Genomic DNA, 23,018 nt, shown 5'->3' with positions numbered 1-23,018 from the left:
CCGCAACACACGCGTAGTGGGCTACGCGGATCAGATCTGCCAGTCATGCGCTCCGTCGGGCTGGTTGTAGAGGCAGACGGAGTTCTTGACGACAACGGGGGCCTCGTGTTGCCCGCCACCAGGCCCCCAGAACAGGCATCGTCCTATCGCGCGAATGCACAGAACAGGTAGCGGATTACGCATGGCACCCGCGTCACCGCTCCATACGCTTGTTCACATCGAGCTGAAGAAGGGGTGCCGGCGATGATCGTCTTGACGGATACCGTTCAAACCTGGGGTCATTCGGCCACCGTGCACTACTCGCATGCACCGCGCTCCATCGTCGCGCAGTCGACCCTGGCGTTGCACATGGAGTTCAACGTCGATCTCCCGCCCAAACCGATATTTCGCAGCTTCGGGTTCTTTCGTACTGCCGTAGTCAACGGATCGACCGTCACCGTGAACGGGCCGACCCTTGTCGCAACCGGTGTGACCGAGGTGAATTTTGAACTCCTGACCGACAACGGCGCCTCGGCGTCGGTCGTCACTCAGTTCGATACGACGGGTAGCGTCACCGGGGCGCCGCAGGAAGCCGTCACTGTCCGGCGAGTCTCGTTTCACCGTCCCGTGAACGGAACAACCGCTTTCGCCCACACCGTCAAGGTCTATGCCGGCGGCCGTGACATCAGCGAGCAGGAGGCCGTCGAGACGGCAGTTGCGAATCTGAAGTCACGGGGCCTGGACCCGGCAGATCTGGTCATGAAGGTGACGGCCGACGCCGACGAAGTGTCGCGCCTTGAGAGGCTGGACCCCGCGACGAATGAGCTGATCGACGGGGTGAGCGACCCGCGAATCGGCTAGCGGAGCTCTTCCGCCGTCTCAAGCCTGGTAGCCGTCGGTGAATCCGGTGAGCCCTGAAGGCGCGTGGGGTCCGATGGCGATCTGCTCGACGACACCGATCCCGGTACGTTCACCCATCGTGGCCTTGACGACGTTCTGCAGGTGGATCGAGGCGAAGTCGGTCGGGTCGAATTCGTCGAGACGGATGGACTCCCGGCCGATCTCGAATTGCCCGTGGTTGGAGCCATGTCCCCAGTGCGGATGCCAGTAGCCGATTCCGCGCATGCGGAAGGTGAACAGCTTCTCCACCTCGATGTGTGTCTCGCCTTCGACGGGATCGGTGAACCACAGGTGCGCCCGCCGGATTTCGCGTCGTCCCGGTTCCCACTCCAGCTCATAGCCGATGTCGTAGCACTCACGCACTCCGACCCGGCTGCACGGGGAGACGCCGGCCGGCAGCGGATCGAGAACCTGCGCGGTCTCCAACCACCGCCGCCCATCCTCATGCTCGTGAAAGGCGTAGTGGGTGAACCGATCTCCGAAATGTAGAGGTGCCCAGAGCCAGAACACCTGGAACGGCATCGGCTGGCGGATCACCGGCACCTGCTCACCGACCGGCCGAATTCCCCAGGAACGGTCGCGGGTCCCCGGCACCGAACCGGCGTCGACCTTAGTGTCCTCACCGTCGACGCTGATGGTCCCTTCCCAGGTGCCCCATTGCGTGAGGCGGGTATGGTCGGTCAGCACAATGCCTTCGGTGGTTCGGCGCTGCTGTCGGGGTTCCTCGATGGCCACAGTGGTGGCCTGGAACGTCAGGTCACACGCGATATTTTGTTCGTTCGAGTCGACGATGTAGCGGATAGCGCGCAGCGGTTCGATGACCTCGATGTGGAATGGGCCGATAGTGGCCGATCTGTCCAACGGCATCGCCCCGGAGGCGAAGATCGAGTGCTCCACACCGTCTTTGACCAGACTGAACGCCGCGTCGATGATCCCGCGCACAGGGTAGTGGCCCATCGCCGCACCGAAGTAGAACTCGCCGTCGCGCTGATGCCCGTTGAACCAGTACCGGTCGTAATGGTTGGGGTCGGCACTGGCCGGCGTCGCAACCGGCTCAGCCGTCGAATGGATGGGGTAGTCGTCGAACGGTGTGAGCATCGGTCCTGTTTCTTCTATGTGCCCAGGAGGGCGAATGCGTCGAGGTCGGTGATCGCGGCGGCCGACCGTTCGGCCATGACCGTGAACATCCGGTCGCCTCGCTCGGACGCCTGGCCCACCAGGGCGCCGAGCACGGTCACAAAGGGTCCCTGGAACTGCGCGTAACGATAATCTTCCCAACAACTTTCGAGGCTGTACCCGGTGACGCCGAGTTCGGCCAACCGGCGGTGGTAGGCCTCGATGACCGCACGTTCACCGGCGCGTCGGTCAGGTATCGACAGCCCCGGCGCGACAAGCAGCGCGACATCGCGCAGCGGTAGCCCGGTCGACATGACCTGCCAGTCGACCGCCACCACCGGATCGGGGGCATCGGCCTTGGCGAACAGAAGGTTGTCCAGGCGATAGTCACCGTGCAACAACGCGAACGGCTCTCGGCGTCCGGCCGCCCAGGACATGAACTCGTCGGAGAACCGCCGCAGCACCACGGCGGTCTCAGGCGACAGCGTGTACCGCTGCAGGAACTGGTCGGTGGCGTTGGACAGCAGCTCGGCCGCGAACTCGGGCATCGCCGTGAGATCGGGGATCAACCAGTCCAGCTCACGCACCGCGGGGTCGTTCCAGGTCGATGCGTGCAGCCCGGCGACATTGACTGCCGCGGCCAAGGCCTCATCCACTGTGCAACCGGCGATTTGATCGCCCTGCTCAGCCGGCGCGAGGTCTTCGAGCAACAGGGTGAAGCCGTTGGCCTCGGCGTCTGCCGCAGCGTAGTAGCAGCGGGGGAGCCGCGCCTTGATGCGGTGCGCGTAGTCGCGGTAGAAACTGGTCTCGCACCGATAGCTGAGGGTGCCGGCCGCGCGACTGTTGGCGTCGACGGCGGGCAGCTTGATGATCAGCCGGTCAGGCCCGCTGCCGTCCGAGTAGTCGATGAACAGTCTTGAGCAGGAACCCATCTGGCCGGTGCCCACGCGCTCGGCCGTCACCTGCCCCACGGTTGCGGCGATGCCGGACGAATTCAGCGCTGCGGTGAGCCATTGCGGATCGGCCTCCTCGGCGGTATCCACAACTCCCGGTGCAGCTACGGTGCCCCGCTCGGGATTCACCGTGGTCATCCCTGGCCGGCTTCGTTGATCTTGACCAGCATCTTGCCGATGTTGGCCCCGTTGAACAGACCGTTGAGGGCGTCGATGCTGGATTCCAGCCCTTCGTAGACGGTTTCGCGGTGGACCAGCAGGCCCTGCTGTTCCCAGCCTTGCAGCGCCGCGAACGCCTCGTCGAAGCGCGCCCACTCTTCGAGTGCGATGAAGCCCTGCATCGTCGAGGCGGTGGCGAGCAGATTCACGTAGTTGGACGGCCCGGGGTGATCACCGTTGAGGTAGCTGGAAATGATGCCGCACATCACCACGCGCGCCTTGTGCGCCAGATTGGCCAGAACGGCGTTGAGAACGTCGCCGCCGACGTTGTCGAAGTACACGTTGATCCCGTTGGGGCACACTTCCTTCAACGCGGCGGTCAGGTTGCCGGCCTTGTAGTCGACGCAGGCATCGAAGCCGAAATCTTCGACCACGGCCCGACACTTGTCCGGGCCGCCCGCGATCCCGACCACCCGAGCGCCGGCGATCTTGGCGATCTGGCCGGCCACTGAACCGGTGGCGCCCGCGGCCGCCGACACGACGACGGTCTCACCGGCTTGCGGGTTTCCGACACCCTTCATGCCAAAGTAGGCCGTCGCGCCGGTGGGCCCGTAGATCGACATCACCGCCAGCGGATCGGTGTATCCGACCACCGGTGTACTGAAGAGGTCGTCGCGGATGATCGCGTAATCCTGCAGTCCGGTCAGGGTCGTGACAAGGTCACCTACTTTGTATGCATCACAACGGGTTTCGACGACCTCGCCGATACCCGCCACCCGCACCACGTCGCCCAGTTCGAGGGGCGGAAGGTAGCCCGGCTCGCCGTCCAGCCAGGTCCTGGCGGCTGCGTCGATGCCGACGTAAGTGGTCCGCAGCAGTGCCTCCCCTTCGGCGGGCACCGGTGCTGGTGTGGTCACCATCTCCGTGTCATCGGGGGAGACCAGTCCGGTGGGGCGGCGGCGCAACAGGACCTGACGGTTCTGGCGGTGCGCGGCGTCAGTCATGTTGCTCATTCCTGTGGCAGATCGAGACGGTCATCTGAATTTTCATATTGATTCTTAGAACTCACATCGATTACCGTCAACCCCCAGATTGAGAGTGTCCCGCCTGGTAGGAGGATTCCGTGACCTCCAACGACGCAGTGCCTCGCCGTGGACGGCCGCCGCGCATCGACAAGGGCGCCATCGTCGCTGCGGTGCTGGAGATCGGTACCGAGAACGTCACCATGCGCCGGGTTGCCGAACACCTCGGCGTCAGCCTTCCCGGGCTCTACCACCACGTGAAGAACCAGGACGATCTTCTACGTCTGGCGACCGAGAGTGCGCTGGTCAACTCCCCGCCACCCCGCTACGCCGGAGAGCACTGGGCGACCTGGATGCGCAGTTATGCGTCGTACATCCGGACGGTGCTGGCCTCGCAGCCGGCCCTGGTCGAAAAATTCGTCACCGGCGGGGTCCGCGACGACATGGAGATGGAGTGCAACGGCGATGCGGTCGAGGCGCTGGCCCAGCACGGACTGGCGCCCGATGACGCGATGGCCGTGTGGGCGGCGGTGAGCGCAATCGCGATCGGCAGTGTCACCGAGGCGCATCGCGAACACCTTCACGCCGAGAGCGGACAGCCGTGGCTCGCCCGGATCTTCAAACTCACCGCCAAACGTCCCGCGTCCGACTATCCGACATTGCGGGCAGTCGCCCAGTCCGGTTACGACCCGTTCAGTGAAGCGACCTTCCAACACCGAATGACGATGTTGCTCACCGGCATTGCCGTGCAGTACGGGCTTCCACCCGAACCCGGGGGTTAGCTACCGGGCATTCGGCGGACCAACCCGTCGTCAAGCATCTGCTGGAAGTGATCGGTGACCGTCTGTTCGGCAGGCCGGTAGTCCAGTCCCAGCTCGTTCCGGCTGCGGCTGTTGTCGAACTCCAGCGGGTATCCGATGTTGCGGTCGACGAACTTTCGGGTCAGACCGGCCATCGGAGCGATGGCTTTGACGAGCATCTTGGGCGCGGTCATTCTCGGGAACGGGTACAGCGGGCCGAACCGGCGGCGCAGCACCTTGCCGATCTCCAGCAGGGTCAGAGAGTCGGCGTTGACGATGTAGCGGCCGTTGGCCTCGGGAGTGAAACCAGCTCGCAGGTGGGCATCCGCGACGTCACGCACATCCACCACACCCATGGTCAGCGCGGGCGCCCCGGCCAACAGGCTGCCGTCGGTGAACTGCTTCATCGTGCCGAGACTGGCCGAGTCGCTGGCACTGGTCAACGACGGCCCGAGCACCAGGCCGGGATGGATGGTGACCATGCCCCAACGGTTCTGTGCCTGCTGGTACCGCCAGGCCTCCTGCTCCGCCACAGTCTTGGAATAGGGGTACGGCTGATGGTCGACACTGCTGGTGGTGTTCCAATGCTCCTCGGTGAATACGCCGCCTGGGACATCTCGAGACTCACGGGCGTCTCCATAGATCGCGACCACGCTGCTGGTCAGCACCACGCGCTTGACGCTCTGCGTGCGATCGACCGCGTCCAGCACATTGCGGGTTCCCTCAAGGGCAGGGCGAACCAGGGCCTCCTGGGCATCCGTGAAACCGGAGAGCAGAAACGGCGACGCCGTGTGCATCACCAACTCACATCCGTTCATGGCCTCGTCGAAGCTGCCGGGCTCGAGCAGGTCCGCCTTGAAGAGCTCCAGCCGGCCGGGATGGTCAGCCGAAAGCTTGTGCAGATGCTCCAGCCCAGAGGGCTTCTGCGGGTTGCGCACCGTTCCGTGGACGGTGCGGCCGGCTTCGAGAAGGTACCGGACGATCCAGCTGCCGATGTAGCCGCTGGCGCCGGTTACGAGCACCGGCGCATCCAGGTCGACCGGTGTCCGGGGTGTGCTCATCTTCGGGTCCTCTCCTACAGGTTCAGTGCGCCGGGCGTGCTGCCGACCAGGGATCAGTCGGCCGCGTCGGCCTGTGTGATGCCGAGGACGGCTGCGGTGAAGCGCCAAAGTGTTTGTGTGGCTTGATCGGAATTCGGCGTCGGCGTGACCCGGAGTTGTTGCGCGATGCCGTGGCGCAGGCCGCCGATGACGTAAGCACCAGCACTGTCGGGATCGAGGTCGGCCGGGAGCTCACCCGCCTGCTGGCCGTGGCGGATGTTGGCGGCCGCGTTGTCGATGAGGTTGTGGATGTAGGCGGCCTCGAGTTCGGTCAGCTGCGGGTCGCTCGCGGTGCGGTTGAGCAGGATCGGCGCCAGCGGGTCGGCCAGATGGTAGGAGACGAAGCGGTGGGTGCGGTCGCGTTCGCGAGTGGCCCAATCCCCGGTGGGGAGGAGGGTATCGGCGATGGCATGGCGCAGCCCGTCGTAAAAGGCGTCGTAGATCGCCGCCAGCAGGCCGCTCTTGGACCCGAAGTGGTGGTAGAGAGCGCCGGTACTGAGGCCGGCCCGGCGGGTCAGCCCGCTGAGCTCGATGACACCGTTTCCCTGCACGAGTTCGTCATGGGCGGCGTCGAGCAGTTGTTGACGTCCGATCGGGGCCCGTGCCATAGTTCGGACCATAACAGAAGTCAGTTATGTTTGGGCGGGGCGATATGAGCACTGAAGTGACATCGTTGACGGAGCTGTCCGGCGACCTGGCAGGTACGTATCGGCGAACCCGCAGCAGTGGCGAGCAGGTCGACCCGGCCGTGGCCGAGGCGGATCTGGCGGCGGTACTGCGCGACGGCTACGTGATCCTGCCCGACCTGCTCACCGCAGCCGAACTGGACGCGATCCGGGCGGATGTCGGGCCGCTGCTGGAGCAGCGGGGCCGCAACGGATTTGAAGGTCATGCCACTCAGCGGGTGTACAGCGTGTTGAACAAGACCCGCACGTGTGACCGCATCGCCGATCATCCGCGGGTACTGGCCCTGCTGGACCGGCTGTTCATGCCGAACTATCTGCTGTCGATGTTGCAGGTCATCAAGATCCTGCCGGGGGAGCAGGCCCAGATGCTGCACACCGACGATGGCTTCTACCCGCTACCCAGACCGCGAAAAGCGTTGGGCGCAGCCACGATCTGGGCGATCGACGACTTCACCGCCGACAACGGCGCCACCGACATCGTCCCCGGCAGCCATGAATGGGGCGATCGGCTGCCCGAGCCCGCCGAACGCGAACCGGTGGTGATGAGCGCCGGGTCATGCGTCTTCTTCCTCGGAACCCTGTGGCACGGCGGAGGCGCCAACCGCTCGGCGAAAGCACGTCTGGCCCTGACCGCGCAGTATTGCGAACCGTGGCTGCGTCCACAGGAGGCGTTCACCTTGTCGATGACCCGGGACACCGTGCGGGCGGTGTCCGAGGACATCCGCCGCATGCTCGGCTACAGCATCCACCCGCCGTTCATCGGCCAGGTCGATGGCATGCACCCCAAGCGACTGCTCGAGCCTGGAGCCCAGCCCGTCTGACGTATCCCAGTGCGAAGGTGAATGTTTGGATCGAAACCCAGCCCGATCCGAGCAAGTCGCACCATGTCGGCGTCGCTGACCGCGATCATTGATGGCATGAGCGATCAGCATGTGTTCGGGGTCTACCGGGGCCTCGTCGCGGAGAACGTCGATCCGCAACTGGCGGGGCGCGTAAAAGTGGCCATGCCTCTTGAGGCAGGTGGCGACACGCTGTGGGCGCCAGTCGCACACCCCGTCGCAAGCGTCGCGCAGGAGGCGCCGGCCGTAGGCGCAGAGGTGCTCGTCGCGTTCGAGGCGGGCGACCCCAGCCGGCCCTACGTGATCGGTGCGTTGAGGCAAAATCCGCCGATCCCGGCGGTACGGTTGCTGACGTTGGGGACCGGACATCAGGTGGTGATCGACGAGCCCGCACAGGAAGTGCGGGTCCTGCATCCCAACGGGACCGAACTCGTCCTCGAATCCGATGGCGGCCTGACGATTACCGCGCCGGTGGTCAACGTTGATGCACCGACGGCCAGATTCAGCGGCACCGTCACGTGCACGACGATGGTCGCGTCCACCGGCGTGATATCGCCGTCCTATACGCCCGGCGCCGGCAACATCATGTGACGGCGGAGCGGACCCGGTCACCCGGTGGTCGGGGTGGCTACCAGGAGAACCTCGGCGGGCGCATCGCCGGGGTTGTGGACGCGGTGGGTGGCGTGAGCCGGGAAATGGATGGCGTCTCCGGCAGCGAGTTCGATGGTGTCGGCCCCGATCTGGACATCCACCGCGCCCTGGAGTACATAGAGCCATTCTTCGCCGCTGTGGCGAGCCTCCGGGCCGTCCGTGTTGCCGGGCACCGCCAGATGCACGGCCTGCAGCCCCGGGAAGTCACCGCTGAGCAGGGTGAGCCCCTTCGCTTTCGAGCGCGAGGAGCGATCGGCCGCCCGCGTGAGATGGTAAGGGGCGGTGTACTGCTCGTCGACGAGACGGCTCAGGGATACTCCAAAAGCATGGGCGATCTGGATGAGGGTACCGACGGAGGGTTGACGGGTGCCCGACTCGATGCGGGACAGCTGTGTGGTGGACAGCCCGACTTTCTCGGCGAGTGTGGCCAGGGTCCAGTTGCGGTCGCGGCGGTACTCGCCGACCCGCCTACCGATCCAGCTGTCGTCATGGGGTTCAGGCTCTGCCACGGGGTAACCCTACCGCTCCGCGCGTTGCCACACTGGCAATAATAATGCCTACTGGGTTGCAATGTTGTCACTGGCATGCAATCGTCAGGTATGTGCGACCCGGCCGGTCGCCTCAACAGATCGTGTGAAATCACCAGGGGGGCTGGATGACTGACGCCCGAGTCGGCTATCGATCAGATGAAACCGGAACCGGCAGGCGCGTCGAAGGAGCACATGGTGAGCGACGCCGTTGAGGTTGCCAAACCGAGCTTGTCGACGTGCTGCCAGGCATTGGCCGGGTTGCCACTCGGCGTCGTTCGGCCGCGCCGGCCCGATCATCGGCTCCTGGCGTCCCTGACGGACCACGGGTTGCCCACGGTCGCAACGACAGTCGAGTTGATCACGTTGCCGCAACGGGCACGGATGGTGCCGACTCCGGCGATCGCCGAAGGAGTGTGGCGACCGGGACGAACCGCCAACCTGATCAACGCTTTCGTCATCCGCCATCCCAAGGCGACGTTCCTCGTGGACCCGGGCGTCTGTGTGAACGTCATCGATCGCGCGGTGGCCGAGTTGCCCTGGATTCTCCGGCTTGCGGTGAAACCGCGTCGCGACGTCGTCGATATCCGGGAAGCCCTCGCGCTCGCCGGCATCGACGACGCCGACATCGACTTCGCCTTGCCTACCCACCTGCATTGGGATCACATCGCCGGGCTGCTCGACCTGCCCGGGCTCCCTGTACATCTCCATCGTCCCGAGCACGCCTGGATGATGGGCAGCCAGCTTGCACCGCAGGGCGGCGTGCGTCCTGCACTGCGCAACAGACCGGTGACCCTCTACGACCTTGACGGCCCGCCCATCTTGACCTTCCCACGCAGCCTCGACATGTTCGGTGACCGATCTGTCATCCTGGTCGACCTGCCGGGGCATACGCCGGCGAGTATCGGGATCGTGGTCCAAACCCTCGCCGGCCCAACACTGCTCGCCGGCGACGCTGTATGGGGACGTGTCCAGATCGATCGATTTCGGCAAAAGGCGTCCTACCCGGGGTTACTCGCCGACGCCGACCGCGATAGGGCGTGGGAGACGCTGCACCGCCTCTACGCCATACGTCGGAGTGTCACTATCATTCCCAGCCACGACCACAGCGTCTGATGCTGTGAAAGATATTTTGTTACAACGCAATAGGTCACAGTGGCGGATATCGACCCGCTAGCCGTTCACGGGAAAGGGATCGGCGGGATGGCGGACGGCAATTGAATCTGGGGGATCTCGCCGGGCATCTCAATGCGCGGTACGTCGGCCGGGAGCGGCGACCGCGGGATCTCGTTCGGCATCTCCACGACAGGGACGGCACTCGGCAACGGCACCGGTGGGATGTCGCTGGGCATCGGAAACGGCGGAACGTTGGCCGGGACCGGCAGCGTCGTCACCGAGTCATCCGATGCGATCGGCCGGATCATGTCGACACTGCAGCCCACCGTCATTGTCAGCGCAACCACGATCGACACGTACAGCGCACTGTGCTGCAGCGTCCGCCGCGGCTCTGTGGGCATCTGTCCGGCTCCTCGTGAACTAGCGTCCCTCGACGCTATCACCGGCATGCACTCCGCCCGTCCGCCGCAATCGTCGCAGGGTGAGCCGTCGTGTCTGCAAAGCGGATGAGATTGCTATGAATTTCGTATGGGCATACTTATGCGTCGCCTATGAGTTCCTCGCCTTATTTTCTGCCACGACTAAACTCGATAAAAAACCGTGCGCGGAAATTTTGTGCATGCACTGCTTGAAATATCGGAAAGGGAATTGAATTGTCGAGCGGCAGGATCGTAGGGAGCGTCGTCGTTGCCTCAGCTGCGGCGGTACTGGGATTGTGCTCAGCCGCGCCGGCCCTTGCAGCGCCGACCGGCCAGACTTCGGCGCAGGCGACGATCAGTGACCTCGAAGCCCAGGGATTCCGGGTGATCCTCAACAAGGTGGGCAACGCGCCCATGGATCAATGCACGGTGACCGCTGTGCGCCAAGGCACAGACGTCAAGCATTCCTGGGTACAGCGGGGTCCGACGGGCAGGGTGAACAATCTGGTGCGCTACACGACCGCGTACGTCGATCTGATGTGCAAGCGCTGAACGTTCCACCGACAAATTGATGCATAGGATGCGCCGAATACCTATTTCCCATTGAATTGCGGATAGGCGGGAATTGTCGGTGTCTGCTTCCCACGTCGGCGTATCGCGAGACGCTCGTAGTGATCTCCAACGGTGACGACAACCGCACATCAATCGAGTAGTCGGCTACTCATGTGCTCCAGGCAACTTCGGGGACATACTTCACGTGGGAGAAACAGCGTGCGCTCAGCAGAACTCGCGCTGAACATTCGCGGCAGTGGTTACGACTGAGCTGACGAGGGGACCGCGATGAAGAAGGTAGTCGCCACCATCCCGATAAATGACCGACCCACGTTCATGGCCATGCGCCCCGACGGTGCGCGTGCCTACACATGCAACAACGATTCCGGCACGGTGTCGGTCATCGATACCGCCGCCAAGAAGATGATCGGCGCCATTCGCGTCGCGGTCACTACCGCCGGGATGGCGATCCACCCGAGCGGCACCAAACTGTACGTTGTCACGCCTGAAAACAACGGGCCCGCCGCCGCGGTTCCTGGCGGCGCTGTCAGGGTGATCGATACGGTCACAAACAAACTGACCGCGAACATCGTGGTCGACGATCGGCCGCTGGGTGTGGCCATCCACCCGAATGGGACCCGGTTGTATGTGGGATGCGAAAACAACCATTCGGTCAAAGTCATCGACCTGGCCACCGCCGGCATTACCGCGACGATCGACGTCGACTCGGCGGGCTTCTGGCTCGCGATCAGCCCGAACGGTTCTCACCTGTACGTCGGCGGTGGCGACATTCACCAGGTGACCGTGGTGGACACCGCGACCAATCTCGTGACCGCAAAAATCCCGGTGGCCGACACCCCATGGGCGATCGCCGTCAGCCCGGACAGCGCACATGTCTATATCGGTGCCGGCCAACTGAATCCCTCCACAGGGGCGTTGTACGTGTGCGACGCCTCCAGCAAGGTCATATCGGCGACCATCCCTTTGGCAGGGCCACCCATCGGCGCCGCATTCAGCCAGGATGGCCGCCGCCTCTACGTCAGCAACGGGAGCGCGCTGACGGTGATCGCCACCGCCACGAACAGCGTTGTCAACACGGTGACCATCGCCGATTTAGTGACAGGTGTGGTTGTCAGCCCCGACCAGCAGCGCATCTACGCCGCCTATGGGAACAACAGCGTGGCGGTGATCGAAGACTACTTTCCGCCTTCCCTTGCAGAGGCGATCGCCAGGATTCGCCGGCTGCTGGAAATCGTCTTGCCTCGTGTGTTCACGAGACCTCCACGCCCAACCAATTTCACCAGCGAGCCGTCATGAGCTACCAGATCCTGCAGACGATTCCATTGCCCGCGAATGGAATCGGCATTGCCGTCGCACCCGATGGCAGGCACGCGTACGTGTGCAACTCGGCCGGTTCGGTATCGGTCATCGACACCGTGACCTACGGCGTGACTGCCAATATCCCTGTGGGGCCAAATCTTCGCGAGATCGCCATGAGCCCTAACGGGTCTTCGGCGTATGTGGTGTCCGAACGAGATGACGGCGGCGTGCTGTCGGTGATCGACACCGCGACCAACACGGTCAGTACAACCTTCTCATTGCCCGCGCGCCCTGCGTCGGTACTCGCCCACCCGGACGGCGCTCGTCTTTTCCTCGGCTGCTTCGACGACAACACGGTTCGGGTGATCGACATCGCCTCACAGGTAAACATCGCCACCATCGAATTCACCTACGCCGACAGGTACCTGGCGCTCAGCCCCAGTGGCGACGAACTGTATGTCGGCCACGACGAGGACAACGTGGTGTCGGTGGTCAACACCACCATCTATGCGGTGACGTCGACCATCGGTGTCGGCGACGAACCCGTCGGGATCGCGGTCAATTCCGGTAACGCTCGGGTGTACGTCGGTTCCATCGCCCTCAATACAAACCGCAACGCCGGACCGTTGAATGCGTTCAGCGTCGGCGAACAAGCGAGGATTTGGTCGATTCCGTTCAGTCCTCCTGCCTTGGCGATCGCGCTCAACGCGACCGACACACGCGCCTACGTCGGCGGGAAAGGCGTGTTCACGGCGGTGGATACCGGTGCCGGCCAAGTCATCAATGCGGTTCAAACAGGTGGTGAGATTGCGGATCTCGCTGTACAGCCCGGCAAAGAGCTGGTTTATCTGACGAACTATGAGCAAAACCAGGTAACCGTGATCGGCTGGCTACCCGACAGCGACCAGAGTCCTTGGCCGGAACTCGGTCGGCTACTCGATACCGTCTGGGCGTGGGTCCTGCGCCCAATCCGGTTCATCAGGCCCCCGCGTCCTACGACCTGGTGGTGACGGCGGCCGACAGCCGCTTGCGGACCCTGCTTTGTCTCCGCAATGGGGGAGCACACCCGGTTCATGGACCGTGTCGGCTCCAAAACCTCGTCAGTAGCTGGTCCCGGTAGCGGACGCGCATCGGGCATGATCGCTCCGATGTTGTGGGCCCGGATATCGAGATGCATTGTGGCAAGCGCAGATTTGCCTCCAGCGCGGGAGGCGTGGCCGCCAGGGACAGGGGATTCCCTACTTGACAGGCGTACGAGACAGGGTGTCCTATATACGAGAGTAGTGGGACTCAGGGTCTCGGTAAATTGGCCACGGTGAATCAACCGTCTAGGAGCAACGACGTCATGGCATTTGCGAAGGCGATCAGTCGGTGGCGGGACGGAATGAACGTCCGCGACGACGCGGACTATTGCACCAGGCTCGAAACTCTCTCAGCGGGATCGGTGCGCCGCAATTTCAATCCCTATCAGGACATTCCGTGGGATTCGCCGGAGTTCAAGGTGATCGAGAACGACCCGCGCTGGGTGCTTGCAGCGGATAGCGATCCAATTGGGATGAGCCCGTGGTACCAGGCGCAGCCGCTGCAGAAGCAGATTGCGATCGGCATGTGGCGTCAGGCGAATGTCGCCAAGGCCGGCCTGCAATTCGAGAACATGCTGATCCGAGGAATCCTGAATTACACCTTCTGGGTTCCCAACGGCAGCCCTGAATACCGGTACTGCCTGCACGAGGCTGTCGAAGAGTGCAACCACACCCTGATGTTCCAGGAGATGGTGAATCACGCGGGCGTGGATGTTCCAGGTTTGGCGCGGTGGCTGAGATGGATGCACTCACTGCCCCCGCTGTTCGCGAGTCCGATGCCGGTGTTCTTCTTCATGATGGTGCTTTGCGGCGAGGAGCCGATCGACCACATGCAGAAGTCCATCCTGCGCGAGGGCAAACCGATACATCCCATCATGGAGCGCGTGATGGCGATCCACGTCGCTGAGGAAGCCCGGCACATCTCGTTCGCCCACGAGTTCCTGCGTCGGCGAATCCCGGAGATGCGGCGGCTCAGCCGATTCGGGCTGTCGATCATCTATCCGCTCAGCTTCCGCCTGGCGGCCACACTCATCGCCAAGCCGCCGCGCTCATTCTGGCGCGAGTTCGAGATCCCACGATCGGTGAAGAAAGAGATCTACTGGCGGGCGCCCGAATCCAGGGCGATGCTCCGTGAGATCTATGGCGATGTGCGGATGCTCGCTGTAGAGACCGGCCTGATGAACCCGATCGCCAAGATCCTGTGGCGGGTTCTGCGAATCGACGGTCCAGCGTCCCGTTACCGTAGCGAACCTGCGCGCCAGGCGGTCGGCGCAGCGTGACCATCCGCGCCTAACCGGAAACCTCTTGCAGCGCAACCTATTTCATCACAGTGACGAATTAGGTTGCGGCGCCTCCCTTCTCAAAGAGGGGATAGGAGGGATCGCATGGGAAAATGGGTCCCCCCGGGGGCCCGGCCGCATCCCGGTTCGACCAAATTGTCACCCGAGCCCGCCCGCGCCATCACCGGCCGTGCCCTTGAGTCTGCGGCCGAGCCTCAGCTCAGGCCGATGGTGCGCCAAAGTACCTGCACGGCAACCAAATCCGCCATGCAGCCACCAGGCGATAAATCGTCACTGTGACGTAAATACCGAGGCGAGACCTGGAAGGGGCGGAGCCCTTGATGGCCGTCGCCGCCGATTGTCAGTTCTCATCCGATCTGAAGCATTCTCATTTGATGTGACACATCGGCGCGCCTTTCTCATTTGATCTGATACAGCCGGTACCGTTCTGGGCATGTCGATGCTGGCCGGTGATGCTGTTGCCGCGGGCCGGTGCGATGCGGTGTTTGAGGTAGCCGACGTGGATGGGACTTCCCGTCTTCCATTGGAGTTGGCTCATGGGATCCGGTTCGATGTCGATTGCGAGCCGGTGCGGTCGTTTCCGTCGTTTCGTGGGCAACGGAATTTTCCTGGGCTGTGGTGGTTCGCGACGACGCGCCGGCACATCGGTTATGAATCGTGGGTTGAGCGGGATCAGCTGATGGCATTGGATGCTAATCCTGAAACCGTTGGCGTTGCCTCCCAACCTTTTCGGCTGCGATGGCCCGATGGCCGTCATCATGTGCCCGACTACTACGCTCGCAGATCCGACGGCACGGTCGTGATCGTCGATGTTCGTCCCGATGACCGGATTCCTGAGTCTGATGCGGAGTTGTTCGCCCGCTCGGAGGTCGTGTGCATTGCGGCCGGCTGGCAGTACCGGCGCGTCGGTGTATTGGACCCTGTGCTGGCGGCGAACCTGCGGTGGCTGTCTGGGTACCGGCATCCGAGAGCGTTGCGACCTGGCGTGGCGGCAGAACTGTTGAGCTGTTTCGCCCGCGAGCAGCCCCTTCTGGAGGGCGCGACGGCGGTGGGCGACCCGCTGGTGGTGCTGCCTGTGCTGTTCCATCTGCTCTGGCATCGACGCTTGGTGGTCGATCTGTCCCGGACGGTCCTCGACGATCGGACGGCAGTGAGCGCGGCAGCGTTATGAGTTCGCTTCGAGGCGGTGTGATCCGTGAAGGCGATGAAATCCGTCTAGGTTCACGGGTTTTCACGGTCGCAAGTCTGGCCGGAGGATCGGTACGGCTTGTCGACGCTGTTGGTGAACGCACAACCGTTCCCCTGTCGATGGTATTGGCCGATTCGACTCTGGAGGTTCTGGCGGGGTCACGACCGGTGCTGTGGTCTGTTGAGGCGCTCGAAGGTGTCCCCGAGGAGGTCGCTGATCGCGCACGATGGTGGGAGCAGCACATCGTTGAGGTATTGACCGGGCGCCGACCCGAAAGTCCGCCTGGGCAGCCAATCCGGCCAGAGTTCGATCCGGCGGTCCGATCCCTTCGCCAGAGGGAGCTGACCAAGCTTGAGGAGCTTCGAGCAGCCGGTCACGATCTGGCGTTGATCACCCTGCAGCGTCAGCGATCTCGCTACGAGGCCAAAGGTCTTCTGGGATTGGTGGACGGCCGCTATCTCGCCAAACGTCCAGTGTTGGGCCGTGTCGATGAGCGTGTCGTTGCCGTGGTCCGGCGTCTGATCGACAACGAAACTGAGCTATCAACCGGCACGGTGAGCAGACTTCAGCGCAAGCTGGAGAAGGCGCTGTTGGCCGAATACGGTCCCGACGACGCCCCGAAGGCCCCGTCACAGGCGACCTTCTACCGGCTCGTCAAACGCCTGGAGGAAGGCAAACACACCTTCGGTTCCGCCCGTACTCGCAGGTCATTGGCCAAGCAACCCGACGGCCCCTTCGGCACGGTAACCGCGGCCCGTCCCGGTGAAATGGTGGAAATCGACTCCACCCCGCTGGACGTGCGGGTGGTCCTTGACGACGGTGTAGTCGATCGGGTGGAGCTGACCGCCATGGTCGACAACGTCACCCGCTCGATCCCGGCGGCAGTTCTGCGGCCCACCACCAAGGCCGTCGATGCCGCGCTGCTGTTGGCCAAGGCGCTGACCCCAGAGCCGATGCGCCCGGGTTGGTCCGATGCGTTGCGGTTGTCACGCTCGGTGTTGCCGCATCGGCGTTTGACCGATATCGATCAACGGCTCGCCGATGCCGCGGCTCGCCCGGTGATCGCTCCCGAGACCATCGTCTGTGATCACGGGAAAGCGTTTCTCTCCAAGACATTTGAGCAGGCGTGCTGCTCACTGGGCATCAACCTGCAACCCGCTCATCCGGATCAGCCCACCGACAAACCGAAGGTGGAACGCACCCTGCAGTCGGTGGGTACATTGTTCGCCCAGTATGTCGCCGGGTATGTCGGTTCCAGCGTGGAACGTCGCGGCAAGAACGCCGACCAGGACGCAGTGTGGTCGCTGGTGGAACTGCAGGCGTTGCTCGATGAGTGGCTCGTCGCGGTGTGGCAGAACCGTCCCCACGACGGACTACGTGACCCGGTGACCCCGGGCAAAGCGCTGACGCCGAACGAGAAGTTCGCGGCCCTGGTCGAAGTCGCTGGTTACGTCCCGGTGCCTCTGAGCGCTGATGCTTACATCGAGTTGTTGCCCGCGACGTGGCGCACCATCGGCTCAGCGGGTATCCGGGTCAATCACCGGACCTACGATGCCCGGGCATTGAACCCGTACCGGCGAGTCGACTCTGGGGTTCGTTCCCGCAACGGCCGGTGGGAGGTTCATTACGACCCCTATGACGTCTCTCAGATTTGGGTTCGCAATCACCACGACGACGGTTGGATCACCGCGACCTGGACCCACATGCGCACCGCTGCAGTGCCGTTCGGGGACACCGTGTGGAAACAGGCCCAAGCGATCGTCGCCGAAAGGGGCGCAGATCCGGTGACCGAAGCCGAGATCGCGGCGGCGGCCGACGCCCTGCTGGACCGTGCCGAACGCGGCCCCGACACCCAGCAGGACCCGCCAGCAGCTCGACGCGCAGCCGCCAGGGCCCGATCCATCCCCGAGCCGTCCTGGCCACACCCCAGTGTCGAGGGCACCAACCAGAACCAGGAACCGTCTGAGGTGAGCACCGACAGGCCAGCGAACTCCGACGATGACGATCTTGCTGATGTCATCCCGTTGCCGGTGTTCGACGCACGTAAGGAGGCCGAGCAGTGGCATTGGTGAGTCCGATCAGTCAACTCGAGGAGCGCCGGCAGCCGACGACAACCCTGGAAGGGTGGCGACGGTTCATTGACGCTGACCGGCCTGAATTCACCTTGCTGCCCGACCAAGACTGGTCCGATCTCGACGATGCTGATCGGATCGCCTACAACGAGGCCAGGGTGGCCCACCATTCCGAGCTCGTCGTGGTGACCACCTCGGCGATCCAGAAGATCACCAACGAGGGTCAGCTGCTCACTTTGCTGAATCAACGCGAGATCGGCGCCCGGCGAGGGCTGATCGTCTCCGGTGGCGCAGCCACCGGAAAGACCACGGCCATCAAACAACTCGGCCGGTTCCACGAACTTCGGATCCGCACCCGTTACTCGGACAAAACCCGCATCCCTGTCGTCTACGTGACCGCTCCACCGAAGGGCTCAGCACGCAAGCTCGCAATGGAATTCGCCCGCTTCCTCGGGCTTCCACCGGTACGACGGATGAACGTCACCGATATCGCCGACGCGGTGTGCCAAGTGCTCATCGATGCGCGTACCGACATAGTGGTCGTCGACGAGATCCATAACCTCAATCTCGATACCCGTGCCGGAGAAGAACTTTCCGATCACCTCAAGTACTTCACCGAACACCTGCCCGCGACCTTCGTCTACGCCGGCATTGACGTCGAACGCTCCGGAGTGTTTACCGGTACTCGCGGCCGCCAGCTTGCCGGGCGCTGCGGTGTCATCAACACAGCGGCCTTCCCGTATGGGCAGGAGTGGCGGGCTCTGGTCGCCGCGATGGAGGGAACCCTGCGACTGCACCGACACGAGCCGGGCACGCTCGTGCGCCAGACGAAACACCTGCACCAGCGCACCGGCGGAATGATCGGAAGCCTCGCCCACCTCATCCGCTCGGCAGCCATCCGGGCAATGCTGGACCACACCGAACACATCGACCGCGAGGGCTTGGACAGCGTCCTCATCGACTACGCGGCTCAGGCCTCAGCCCAACGCAGCGCCGGATAGCAGTGATCACCGACTGGCCCCGACTCCCACCACGACCACTTCCGCAGTCAGTCACCGCATTTCGCGATGAGACCGTGTACTCCTTCACCACCCGACTCGCCCACGCCAACAGAATCCCACCCCAAAGCCTGCGCGACTACGCCGCACGCGAGAGCCATTACGTCGACCCTGAGCGCCTCGCCCGCCTCAGCGGCTACCCACGACATGTCCTCTGCGCCCGACTGCGGGGCCTGACCGCTGATGAACGTGATCTCACCCGCCAGCGGGCACGTGCCCGCCCGATTTGCCGGTACTGCACAGCACGGCGAGGGGTGCCCCAGCCGGTCCATTGCTGGTTGCCCGACCACCTCACCGTCTGTCATCGCCACGGCCGCTGGATTGGCCCCTCCGCCCAGCGATGGGACGATCAGATGTCACTGAAACACCATCCAGCTGTTGCCCGATCTGCCAGGGCACATCATGCCCTGGCCAAGCGCAATGCCCCCGACATCGTTGAGCTAGCGATCAACGACGCATCACGTATAGTGCTGCGGCAGCGCCGATTCCGACGGGATGACGGTCTCGGTGATAGCGCGGCCACCGGTATCGCATTACGGGGGCGATGGGCCAGCATCTCAACGGTCAACCTGCACATCGCCACCTACGTCGAAACAGTCCGGATGGCCGCAGTCATCATTGACCAGCGGCCAGCATTGTTGAACCGCACCGGCGATCCCAGTGTCGCCCGCGTAGCTCTCTTGGCAGCCGCGAACGCAGTGTTCGGCGCCGAGGATGAGACGGCGACCACCGCGGCCCTCGACGGCTGGCTGAACAACCAGCAGATCATCCGGAAGTCCCGCGATAAATCAATGATCGTTCATACCTGATGCAAAAGTCTTTATCTTGCAACCATATTCGTAGGAAAACCCATTGCCAGCCGACCGTGAGGCATACGTAGATGGAAATACTAGACGAGCTAGAAAGCTAGGCCGCCGATCAGGATGACAATACCCAGTCCGATCAGAACAATCGGGAACAGGATGTGTTCCCATCGTTCGAGGATCTCCGCGATCGGGCGGCGGGTGGCAACATATCTGGCGATGACCACCAGCACCCCGACGAGAAGAAGGAAGACGACGCAGTAGGCCACGACGGCTGCGTGTCCGACGCTGAGGAAGACCGGGACGTAGACGCCGACGTTGTCGCCGCCGTTGGCGAAGGTCACGCCAGCGACCGCCCAGACGCTGACGGTCTTGCCCGCAACCTTCGCGTCACCATCATCGTCACCGTTTCCGCGCCAGGCTTGCCAAGCCGCCTTCAGTCCCAGGGCGAGGGGGATGAGTCCGAAGAACGGGATGACGTCGGGCGGCAGGAATGCGCCCGCACCTAGGGTCACGAGGACGGCGGCGCCGAGAATTCCAGCGAATCCCAGGTATTGGCCGGCGGTGATCCGGGAGGTGGTCCCGCGTTGTCCTGCGCCGCGGGCGAAGAACAGTGAAAGCACGATGATGTCGTCGATGTTGGTGACGATGAACAGCCCGATCGCGGGCAGAACCGACGACAGGATCATGGGTGTGTGCCATCGGTGGTCACGACGGGGCACCCACTGCGGTCGCGGTGGCTAGGTTGGTTGACCGCTGTGCGGTGAGTGCGGTCAGTGCTGTGGTGCGGCCGGCGCGCACACCGTTGGCGATGACCACGATTTCGGCGAGTTCATGGACGAGCACGACGGCGGCCAACCCGAGCACCCCGAACAAAGCCAGCGGCATCAGCACAATGATCAGTCCGAGGGATAGGCCGACGTTTTGCAGCATGATCCGTCGGGCGCGGCGGGCATGGGTGAATGTTTGTGGCAGGTGGCGTAGGTCTTCACCCATGAGTGCGACGTCGGCGGTTTCGATGGCGACGTCGGTGCCCATGGCGCCCATCGCGATGCCGAGGTCGGCGGTAGCCAGTGCGGGGGCGTCGTTGACGCCATCGCCGACCATCGCGGTGGGGCGCTGGGTGCGGAGCTGTTCGATCAGTCGGGCTTTGTCTTCGGGGCGCAGATCGGCGTGCACGGTGTCGATGCCGACTTCGCGGGCCAGGGCGGCCGCGGTGGCGTGGTTGTCGCCGGTGAGCATCGCCACCTGGTAGCCGTCGCGGCGCAGCTGGGTGATGACTTCGGTTGCCTCGGGCCGCAATTCGTCACGCACGGCGATGGCACCGATCACCTGTCCGTTGTCTTCGACCAGGACGGCGGTGGCTCCGGCCTGCTGCATCCGGGTGACCTCGGCGGTGAGCGGACCTCGGTCGAGCCAGCCGGGGCGGCCCAGCCGGATGCGGTGCCCGTCGCGGTGGCCGGTGAGTCCGGCGCCGGTGACTGCCTCGACGTCGGCGGCGGGGGTGACGGTGCCGGCGGCGGCCAGGATCGCCGCGGCCAGGGGGTGTTCACTGCGGGCCTCTACGGCGGCCGCGAGGTCCAGGACGTGCTCGGGGGTGACGTCGGGGGTGGTGGCCACCTCGATGACGGTGGGCCGGTTGGCGGTGAGGGTACCGGTCTTATCCAGGGCGACCCCACGGATCCTGCCCAGCGCTTCCAGCGCGGCGCCACCTTTGACCAGGGCGCCCAGCTTGCTGGCGGCGCCGATGGCGGCGACGACCGTGACCGGTACCGAAATCGCCAGAGCACAGGGCGAGGCGGCGACCAGCACCACCAGAGCGCGTTCGATCCAGGTGGCGGGGTCACCGAGCAGGCTCCCCGCGACGGCGATCAGGGCGGCGGCGATCATCACGGCGGGGACCAGGGGTTTGGCGATGCGGTCAGCCAAACGTTGGGCGGCGCCCTTGCGGGACTGCTCGGCTTCCACGATGCGCACGATGCGGGCCAGGGAATTGTCCTCGGCGGTGGTGCTGACTTCTACTTCGAGGGCGCCGGCTCCGTTGATCGACCCGGCGAACACCTCATCACCGGGGCCGGCTTCAACGGGCACTGATTCGCCGGTGATGGCCGAGAGGTCCAGGGCGGTGCGGCCCCGGGTGATGATGCCGTCAGTGGCGACTCGTTCTCCGGGTTTGACGACCATGAGGTCACCGATGCGCAATTCTGTTGGCGCGATGGTTGTTTCGGTGCCGTCGCGGCGAACGGTGGCCTCATCGGGCACCAGCGACAGTAGTGCGCGCAGTCCGCGGCGGGTGCGGGCCAGCGAGTATTCCTCCAGGCCTTCGCTGATGGAGAACAGGAACGCCAGCATCGCGGCCTCACCGACCTCGCCGAGCAGCACCGCGCCCACGGCGGCGATGGTCATCAGCGTGCCGACCCCGATCTTGCCCTTGGCCAGCCGCCCCAGGGTGGACGGCACGAAGGTATAGGCGCCGGCCAGCAGCGCCGCTGCCTCCAACGTGAGCACCACCGGGTCGGCGGCGCCGACCAGGTTGGCGATCAACGCCGCCAGCAGCAGTACCCCGGAGAGCGCGGCGAACTGCAATTCTGTGATCTGCCAGAGCCGTTCGGGTTCACGCTCCTGCTCCTCGGCGCTGCGGGGTTCGTCGCTGCCGCAGCCACAGGCATCGCTCATTGCCGCGTCTCCTCGGTGTCGATCGCCGCACCCCGGGCGCCGGTTCCATAGGTGGGACACAACGCCACCGCGTTGCCGGTGGCCGCCAGCAGCGTTTCCGCCGCAGCGAGCACGTCCAGCAGCTCGGGGCGAGACAAGGAATAGAACACCTGACGGCCTTCTGGGCGGCCGGTGACCAGCCCACAGTCCCGCAGGCACGCCACGTGCGCGGAGACGGTGGATTGCGCCAACCCCAGCTCACCGATCAGATCGACAACTCGCGCCTCCCCGTCAGCCAGGCGGCGCACGATCGTCAACCGCGTCGCATCGGAGAGACTGTGGAACAGTGCCACCGCGGCATCGAGGTCGGACGTGTTGCCGGCCAGGCAGGTGTCCCGCTTATTCATCGTCACACAACGATGATAACCATCGAAGCCGATTTAGCGAAAGGGGCGCATTCGTGACAGCCATTCTCGGAGCTGCTCCCGGTCGCGGCGAGCGTCGCAGACGAATTCGGTCGTGCATCAGATCGGCTGATAAAGCTGGTCAAGTGGAATTCTCATCCGATCTGATACACCGCAGTTCAGCTCACTGGTCCTGTGTCAGATCAAATGAGAACGGACACCGATGGAGCGACGCGAGTACCGGCGTACTTATCCGGGGCGTCGACGCGGCGACCGGGTCCTTGGCGGCACGGCCGGCGCCGCGACGCTTGTGAG

23 protein-coding genes are annotated in these 23,018 nt (G+C 64.1%); 13 read left to right on the top strand and 10 right to left on the bottom strand.

What is annotated here, in order from left to right; genetic code table 11:
- Positions 1-243 precede the first annotated feature (243 nt).
- Positions 244-840 carry a hypothetical protein gene (locus tag ACNQR1_RS21595; protein WP_418047763.1) on the top strand — a complete coding sequence of 199 codons (597 nt, stop codon included), beginning with the start codon at positions 244-246 and terminating at the stop codon, positions 838-840.
- A gap of 18 nt (positions 841-858) precedes the next feature.
- On the opposite strand, the gene ACNQR1_RS21590 is transcribed toward ACNQR1_RS21595, so the two are convergent.
- The 3 genes from ACNQR1_RS21590 to ACNQR1_RS21580 are packed head-to-tail and all read right to left on the bottom strand — an operon-like array spanning position 859 to position 4,111.
- A complete protein-coding gene (locus tag ACNQR1_RS21590; protein ID WP_418047762.1) occupies positions 859-1,977 on the bottom strand; it encodes a hypothetical protein in 1,119 nt (372 codons plus the stop codon).
- 14 nt (positions 1,978-1,991) lie between these two features.
- Positions 1,992-3,086, bottom strand: a complete 1,095-nt coding sequence (locus tag ACNQR1_RS21585; RefSeq protein WP_418047761.1) for a phosphotransferase — start codon at positions 3,084-3,086, stop codon at positions 1,992-1,994.
- Complete coding sequence (locus ACNQR1_RS21580; RefSeq protein ID WP_418047760.1) at positions 3,083-4,111, bottom strand: NADP-dependent oxidoreductase; 1,029 nt, start codon at positions 4,109-4,111, stop codon at positions 3,083-3,085. Before ACNQR1_RS21580 ends, ACNQR1_RS21585 begins: the two co-directional genes overlap by 4 nt.
- 119 nt (positions 4,112-4,230) lie before the next feature.
- On the opposite strand from ACNQR1_RS21580, the gene ACNQR1_RS21575 reads away from it, so the two are divergent.
- Positions 4,231-4,911, top strand: a complete 681-nt coding sequence (locus ACNQR1_RS21575) for a TetR family transcriptional regulator (RefSeq protein WP_418047759.1) — start codon at positions 4,231-4,233, stop codon at positions 4,909-4,911.
- Here ACNQR1_RS21575 and ACNQR1_RS21570 read toward each other — a convergent pair.
- Positions 4,908-5,990 (bottom strand): SDR family oxidoreductase, encoded by a 1,083-nt coding sequence (locus tag ACNQR1_RS21570; protein ID WP_418047758.1) that lies wholly within the window; start codon positions 5,988-5,990, stop codon positions 4,908-4,910. The genes ACNQR1_RS21575 and ACNQR1_RS21570 overlap by 4 nt on opposite strands.
- A 53-nt stretch (positions 5,991-6,043) precedes the next feature.
- A complete protein-coding gene (locus ACNQR1_RS21565) occupies positions 6,044-6,637 on the bottom strand; it encodes a TetR/AcrR family transcriptional regulator (protein ID WP_418047757.1) in 594 nt (197 codons plus the stop codon).
- A gap of 44 nt (positions 6,638-6,681) precedes the next feature.
- Here ACNQR1_RS21565 and ACNQR1_RS21560 point away from each other — a divergent pair, with 44 nt between their 5' ends.
- Together ACNQR1_RS21560 and ACNQR1_RS21555 are read left to right on the top strand one after the other, a co-directional pair.
- Positions 6,682-7,536, top strand: coding sequence for a phytanoyl-CoA dioxygenase family protein (locus ACNQR1_RS21560; protein ID WP_418047756.1), 855 nt, complete (start codon positions 6,682-6,684; stop codon positions 7,534-7,536).
- Between the two features lie 63 nt (positions 7,537-7,599).
- Entirely contained in the window at positions 7,600-8,145 is a 546-nt protein-coding gene (locus ACNQR1_RS21555) for a phage baseplate assembly protein V (protein ID WP_418047755.1), read from the top strand.
- A gap of 17 nt (positions 8,146-8,162) precedes the next feature.
- Here the strand turns inward: ACNQR1_RS21555 and ACNQR1_RS21550 are convergent, their stop codons facing one another.
- A complete protein-coding gene (locus tag ACNQR1_RS21550) occupies positions 8,163-8,714 on the bottom strand; it encodes a helix-turn-helix domain-containing protein (RefSeq protein ID WP_418047754.1) in 552 nt (183 codons plus the stop codon).
- Between the two features lie 213 nt (positions 8,715-8,927).
- Between ACNQR1_RS21550 and ACNQR1_RS21545 the strand changes: the two genes are divergently transcribed.
- Positions 8,928-9,848, top strand: a complete 921-nt coding sequence (locus tag ACNQR1_RS21545) for an MBL fold metallo-hydrolase (RefSeq protein WP_418050439.1) — start codon at positions 8,928-8,930, stop codon at positions 9,846-9,848.
- A 65-nt stretch (positions 9,849-9,913) separates the two neighbouring features.
- On the opposite strand, the gene ACNQR1_RS21540 is transcribed toward ACNQR1_RS21545, so the two are convergent.
- On the bottom strand, positions 9,914-10,249 hold the full coding sequence (locus ACNQR1_RS21540) for a hypothetical protein (RefSeq protein ID WP_418047753.1): 336 nt from the start codon (positions 10,247-10,249) through the stop codon (positions 9,914-9,916).
- Positions 10,250-10,501: 252 nt separating this feature from the next.
- Here ACNQR1_RS21540 and ACNQR1_RS21535 point away from each other — a divergent pair, with 252 nt between their 5' ends.
- From ACNQR1_RS21535 to ACNQR1_RS21500, 8 genes are all read left to right on the top strand, one after another.
- Positions 10,502-10,819 carry a hypothetical protein gene (locus ACNQR1_RS21535; RefSeq protein WP_418047752.1) on the top strand — a complete coding sequence of 106 codons (318 nt, stop codon included), beginning with the start codon at positions 10,502-10,504 and terminating at the stop codon, positions 10,817-10,819.
- Positions 10,820-11,107: 288 nt separating this feature from the next.
- A complete protein-coding gene (locus ACNQR1_RS21530) occupies positions 11,108-12,136 on the top strand; it encodes a hypothetical protein (protein WP_418047751.1) in 1,029 nt (342 codons plus the stop codon).
- Complete coding sequence (locus ACNQR1_RS21525) at positions 12,133-13,149, top strand: hypothetical protein (protein ID WP_418047750.1); 1,017 nt, start codon at positions 12,133-12,135, stop codon at positions 13,147-13,149. Before ACNQR1_RS21530 ends, ACNQR1_RS21525 begins: the two co-directional genes overlap by 4 nt.
- A 335-nt stretch (positions 13,150-13,484) precedes the next feature.
- Positions 13,485-14,501 (top strand): AurF N-oxygenase family protein, encoded by a 1,017-nt coding sequence (locus ACNQR1_RS21520; protein ID WP_418047749.1) that lies wholly within the window; start codon positions 13,485-13,487, stop codon positions 14,499-14,501.
- 460 nt (positions 14,502-14,961) lie between these two features.
- Complete coding sequence (locus ACNQR1_RS21515) at positions 14,962-15,693, top strand: TnsA-like heteromeric transposase endonuclease subunit (protein ID WP_235718637.1); 732 nt, start codon at positions 14,962-14,964, stop codon at positions 15,691-15,693.
- 137 nt (positions 15,694-15,830) lie between these two features.
- Positions 15,831-17,783 carry a Mu transposase C-terminal domain-containing protein gene (locus tag ACNQR1_RS21510; protein ID WP_036372924.1) on the top strand — a complete coding sequence of 651 codons (1,953 nt, stop codon included), beginning with the start codon at positions 15,831-15,833 and terminating at the stop codon, positions 17,781-17,783.
- Positions 17,771-18,784, top strand: coding sequence for a TniB family NTP-binding protein (locus ACNQR1_RS21505; RefSeq protein WP_011891572.1), 1,014 nt, complete (start codon positions 17,771-17,773; stop codon positions 18,782-18,784). Before ACNQR1_RS21510 ends, ACNQR1_RS21505 begins: the two co-directional genes overlap by 13 nt.
- A gap of 2 nt (positions 18,785-18,786) precedes the next feature.
- Positions 18,787-19,650: a TniQ family protein gene (locus ACNQR1_RS21500; RefSeq protein ID WP_011891571.1), complete on the top strand. Its 864-nt coding sequence runs from the start codon at positions 18,787-18,789 to the stop codon at positions 19,648-19,650.
- A gap of 89 nt (positions 19,651-19,739) precedes the next feature.
- Here the strand turns inward: ACNQR1_RS21500 and ACNQR1_RS21495 are convergent, their stop codons facing one another.
- The 3 genes from ACNQR1_RS21495 to ACNQR1_RS21485 are packed head-to-tail and all read right to left on the bottom strand — an operon-like array spanning position 19,740 to position 22,712.
- Complete coding sequence (locus ACNQR1_RS21495; RefSeq protein WP_011894055.1) at positions 19,740-20,333, bottom strand: cadmium resistance transporter; 594 nt, start codon at positions 20,331-20,333, stop codon at positions 19,740-19,742.
- Between the two features lie 19 nt (positions 20,334-20,352).
- Entirely contained in the window at positions 20,353-22,320 is a 1,968-nt protein-coding gene (locus ACNQR1_RS21490) for a heavy metal translocating P-type ATPase (protein WP_011891568.1), read from the bottom strand.
- The gene (locus tag ACNQR1_RS21485) at positions 22,317-22,712 is read right to left on the bottom strand and encodes an ArsR/SmtB family transcription factor (protein ID WP_063840634.1); all 396 of its coding nucleotides are present in this window, start codon (positions 22,710-22,712) and stop codon (positions 22,317-22,319) included. The genes ACNQR1_RS21490 and ACNQR1_RS21485 overlap by 4 nt, the downstream gene beginning before the upstream one ends.
- Positions 22,713-23,018: the final 306 nt, after the last annotated feature.

Source organism: Mycobacterium sp. 48b (assembly GCF_048282725.1).
Classification (GTDB): Bacteria; Actinomycetota; Actinomycetes; order Mycobacteriales; family Mycobacteriaceae; genus Mycobacterium.
The sequence above is the reverse complement of the archived record's forward strand: the minus strand, read 5'-3'. Positions and strand labels throughout refer to the sequence as shown.

What these genes read in the sequence shown, in the direction of transcription:
- ACNQR1_RS21490 (WP_011891568.1), bottom strand. Translation starts at nt 22,320, where the DNA reads ATGAGCGATGCCTGTGGCTGCGGCAGCGACGAACCCCGCAGCGCCGAG.
- ACNQR1_RS21555 (WP_418047755.1), top strand. Translation starts at nt 7,600, where the DNA reads ATGTCGGCGTCGCTGACCGCGATCATTGATGGCATGAGCGATCAGCAT.
- ACNQR1_RS21560 (WP_418047756.1), top strand. Translation starts at nt 6,682, where the DNA reads ATGAGCACTGAAGTGACATCGTTGACGGAGCTGTCCGGCGACCTGGCA.
- ACNQR1_RS21540 (WP_418047753.1), bottom strand. Translation starts at nt 10,249, where the DNA reads ATGCCCACAGAGCCGCGGCGGACGCTGCAGCACAGTGCGCTGTACGTG.
- ACNQR1_RS21530 (WP_418047751.1), top strand. Translation starts at nt 11,108, where the DNA reads ATGAAGAAGGTAGTCGCCACCATCCCGATAAATGACCGACCCACGTTC.
- ACNQR1_RS21595 (WP_418047763.1), top strand. Translation starts at nt 244, where the DNA reads ATGATCGTCTTGACGGATACCGTTCAAACCTGGGGTCATTCGGCCACC.
- ACNQR1_RS21590 (WP_418047762.1), bottom strand. Translation starts at nt 1,977, where the DNA reads ATGCTCACACCGTTCGACGACTACCCCATCCATTCGACGGCTGAGCCG.
- ACNQR1_RS21585 (WP_418047761.1), bottom strand. Translation starts at nt 3,086, where the DNA reads ATGACCACGGTGAATCCCGAGCGGGGCACCGTAGCTGCACCGGGAGTT.
- ACNQR1_RS21510 (WP_036372924.1), top strand. Translation starts at nt 15,831, where the DNA reads ATGGTATTGGCCGATTCGACTCTGGAGGTTCTGGCGGGGTCACGACCG.
- ACNQR1_RS21580 (WP_418047760.1), bottom strand. Translation starts at nt 4,111, where the DNA reads ATGACTGACGCCGCGCACCGCCAGAACCGTCAGGTCCTGTTGCGCCGC.
- ACNQR1_RS21570 (WP_418047758.1), bottom strand. Translation starts at nt 5,990, where the DNA reads ATGAGCACACCCCGGACACCGGTCGACCTGGATGCGCCGGTGCTCGTA.
- ACNQR1_RS21565 (WP_418047757.1), bottom strand. Translation starts at nt 6,637, where the DNA reads ATGGCACGGGCCCCGATCGGACGTCAACAACTGCTCGACGCCGCCCAT.
- ACNQR1_RS21520 (WP_418047749.1), top strand. Translation starts at nt 13,485, where the DNA reads ATGGCATTTGCGAAGGCGATCAGTCGGTGGCGGGACGGAATGAACGTC.
- ACNQR1_RS21515 (WP_235718637.1), top strand. Translation starts at nt 14,962, where the DNA reads ATGCTGGCCGGTGATGCTGTTGCCGCGGGCCGGTGCGATGCGGTGTTT.
- ACNQR1_RS21525 (WP_418047750.1), top strand. Translation starts at nt 12,133, where the DNA reads ATGAGCTACCAGATCCTGCAGACGATTCCATTGCCCGCGAATGGAATC.
- ACNQR1_RS21545 (WP_418050439.1), top strand. Translation starts at nt 8,928, where the DNA reads ATGGTGAGCGACGCCGTTGAGGTTGCCAAACCGAGCTTGTCGACGTGC.
- ACNQR1_RS21495 (WP_011894055.1), bottom strand. Translation starts at nt 20,333, where the DNA reads ATGATCCTGTCGTCGGTTCTGCCCGCGATCGGGCTGTTCATCGTCACC.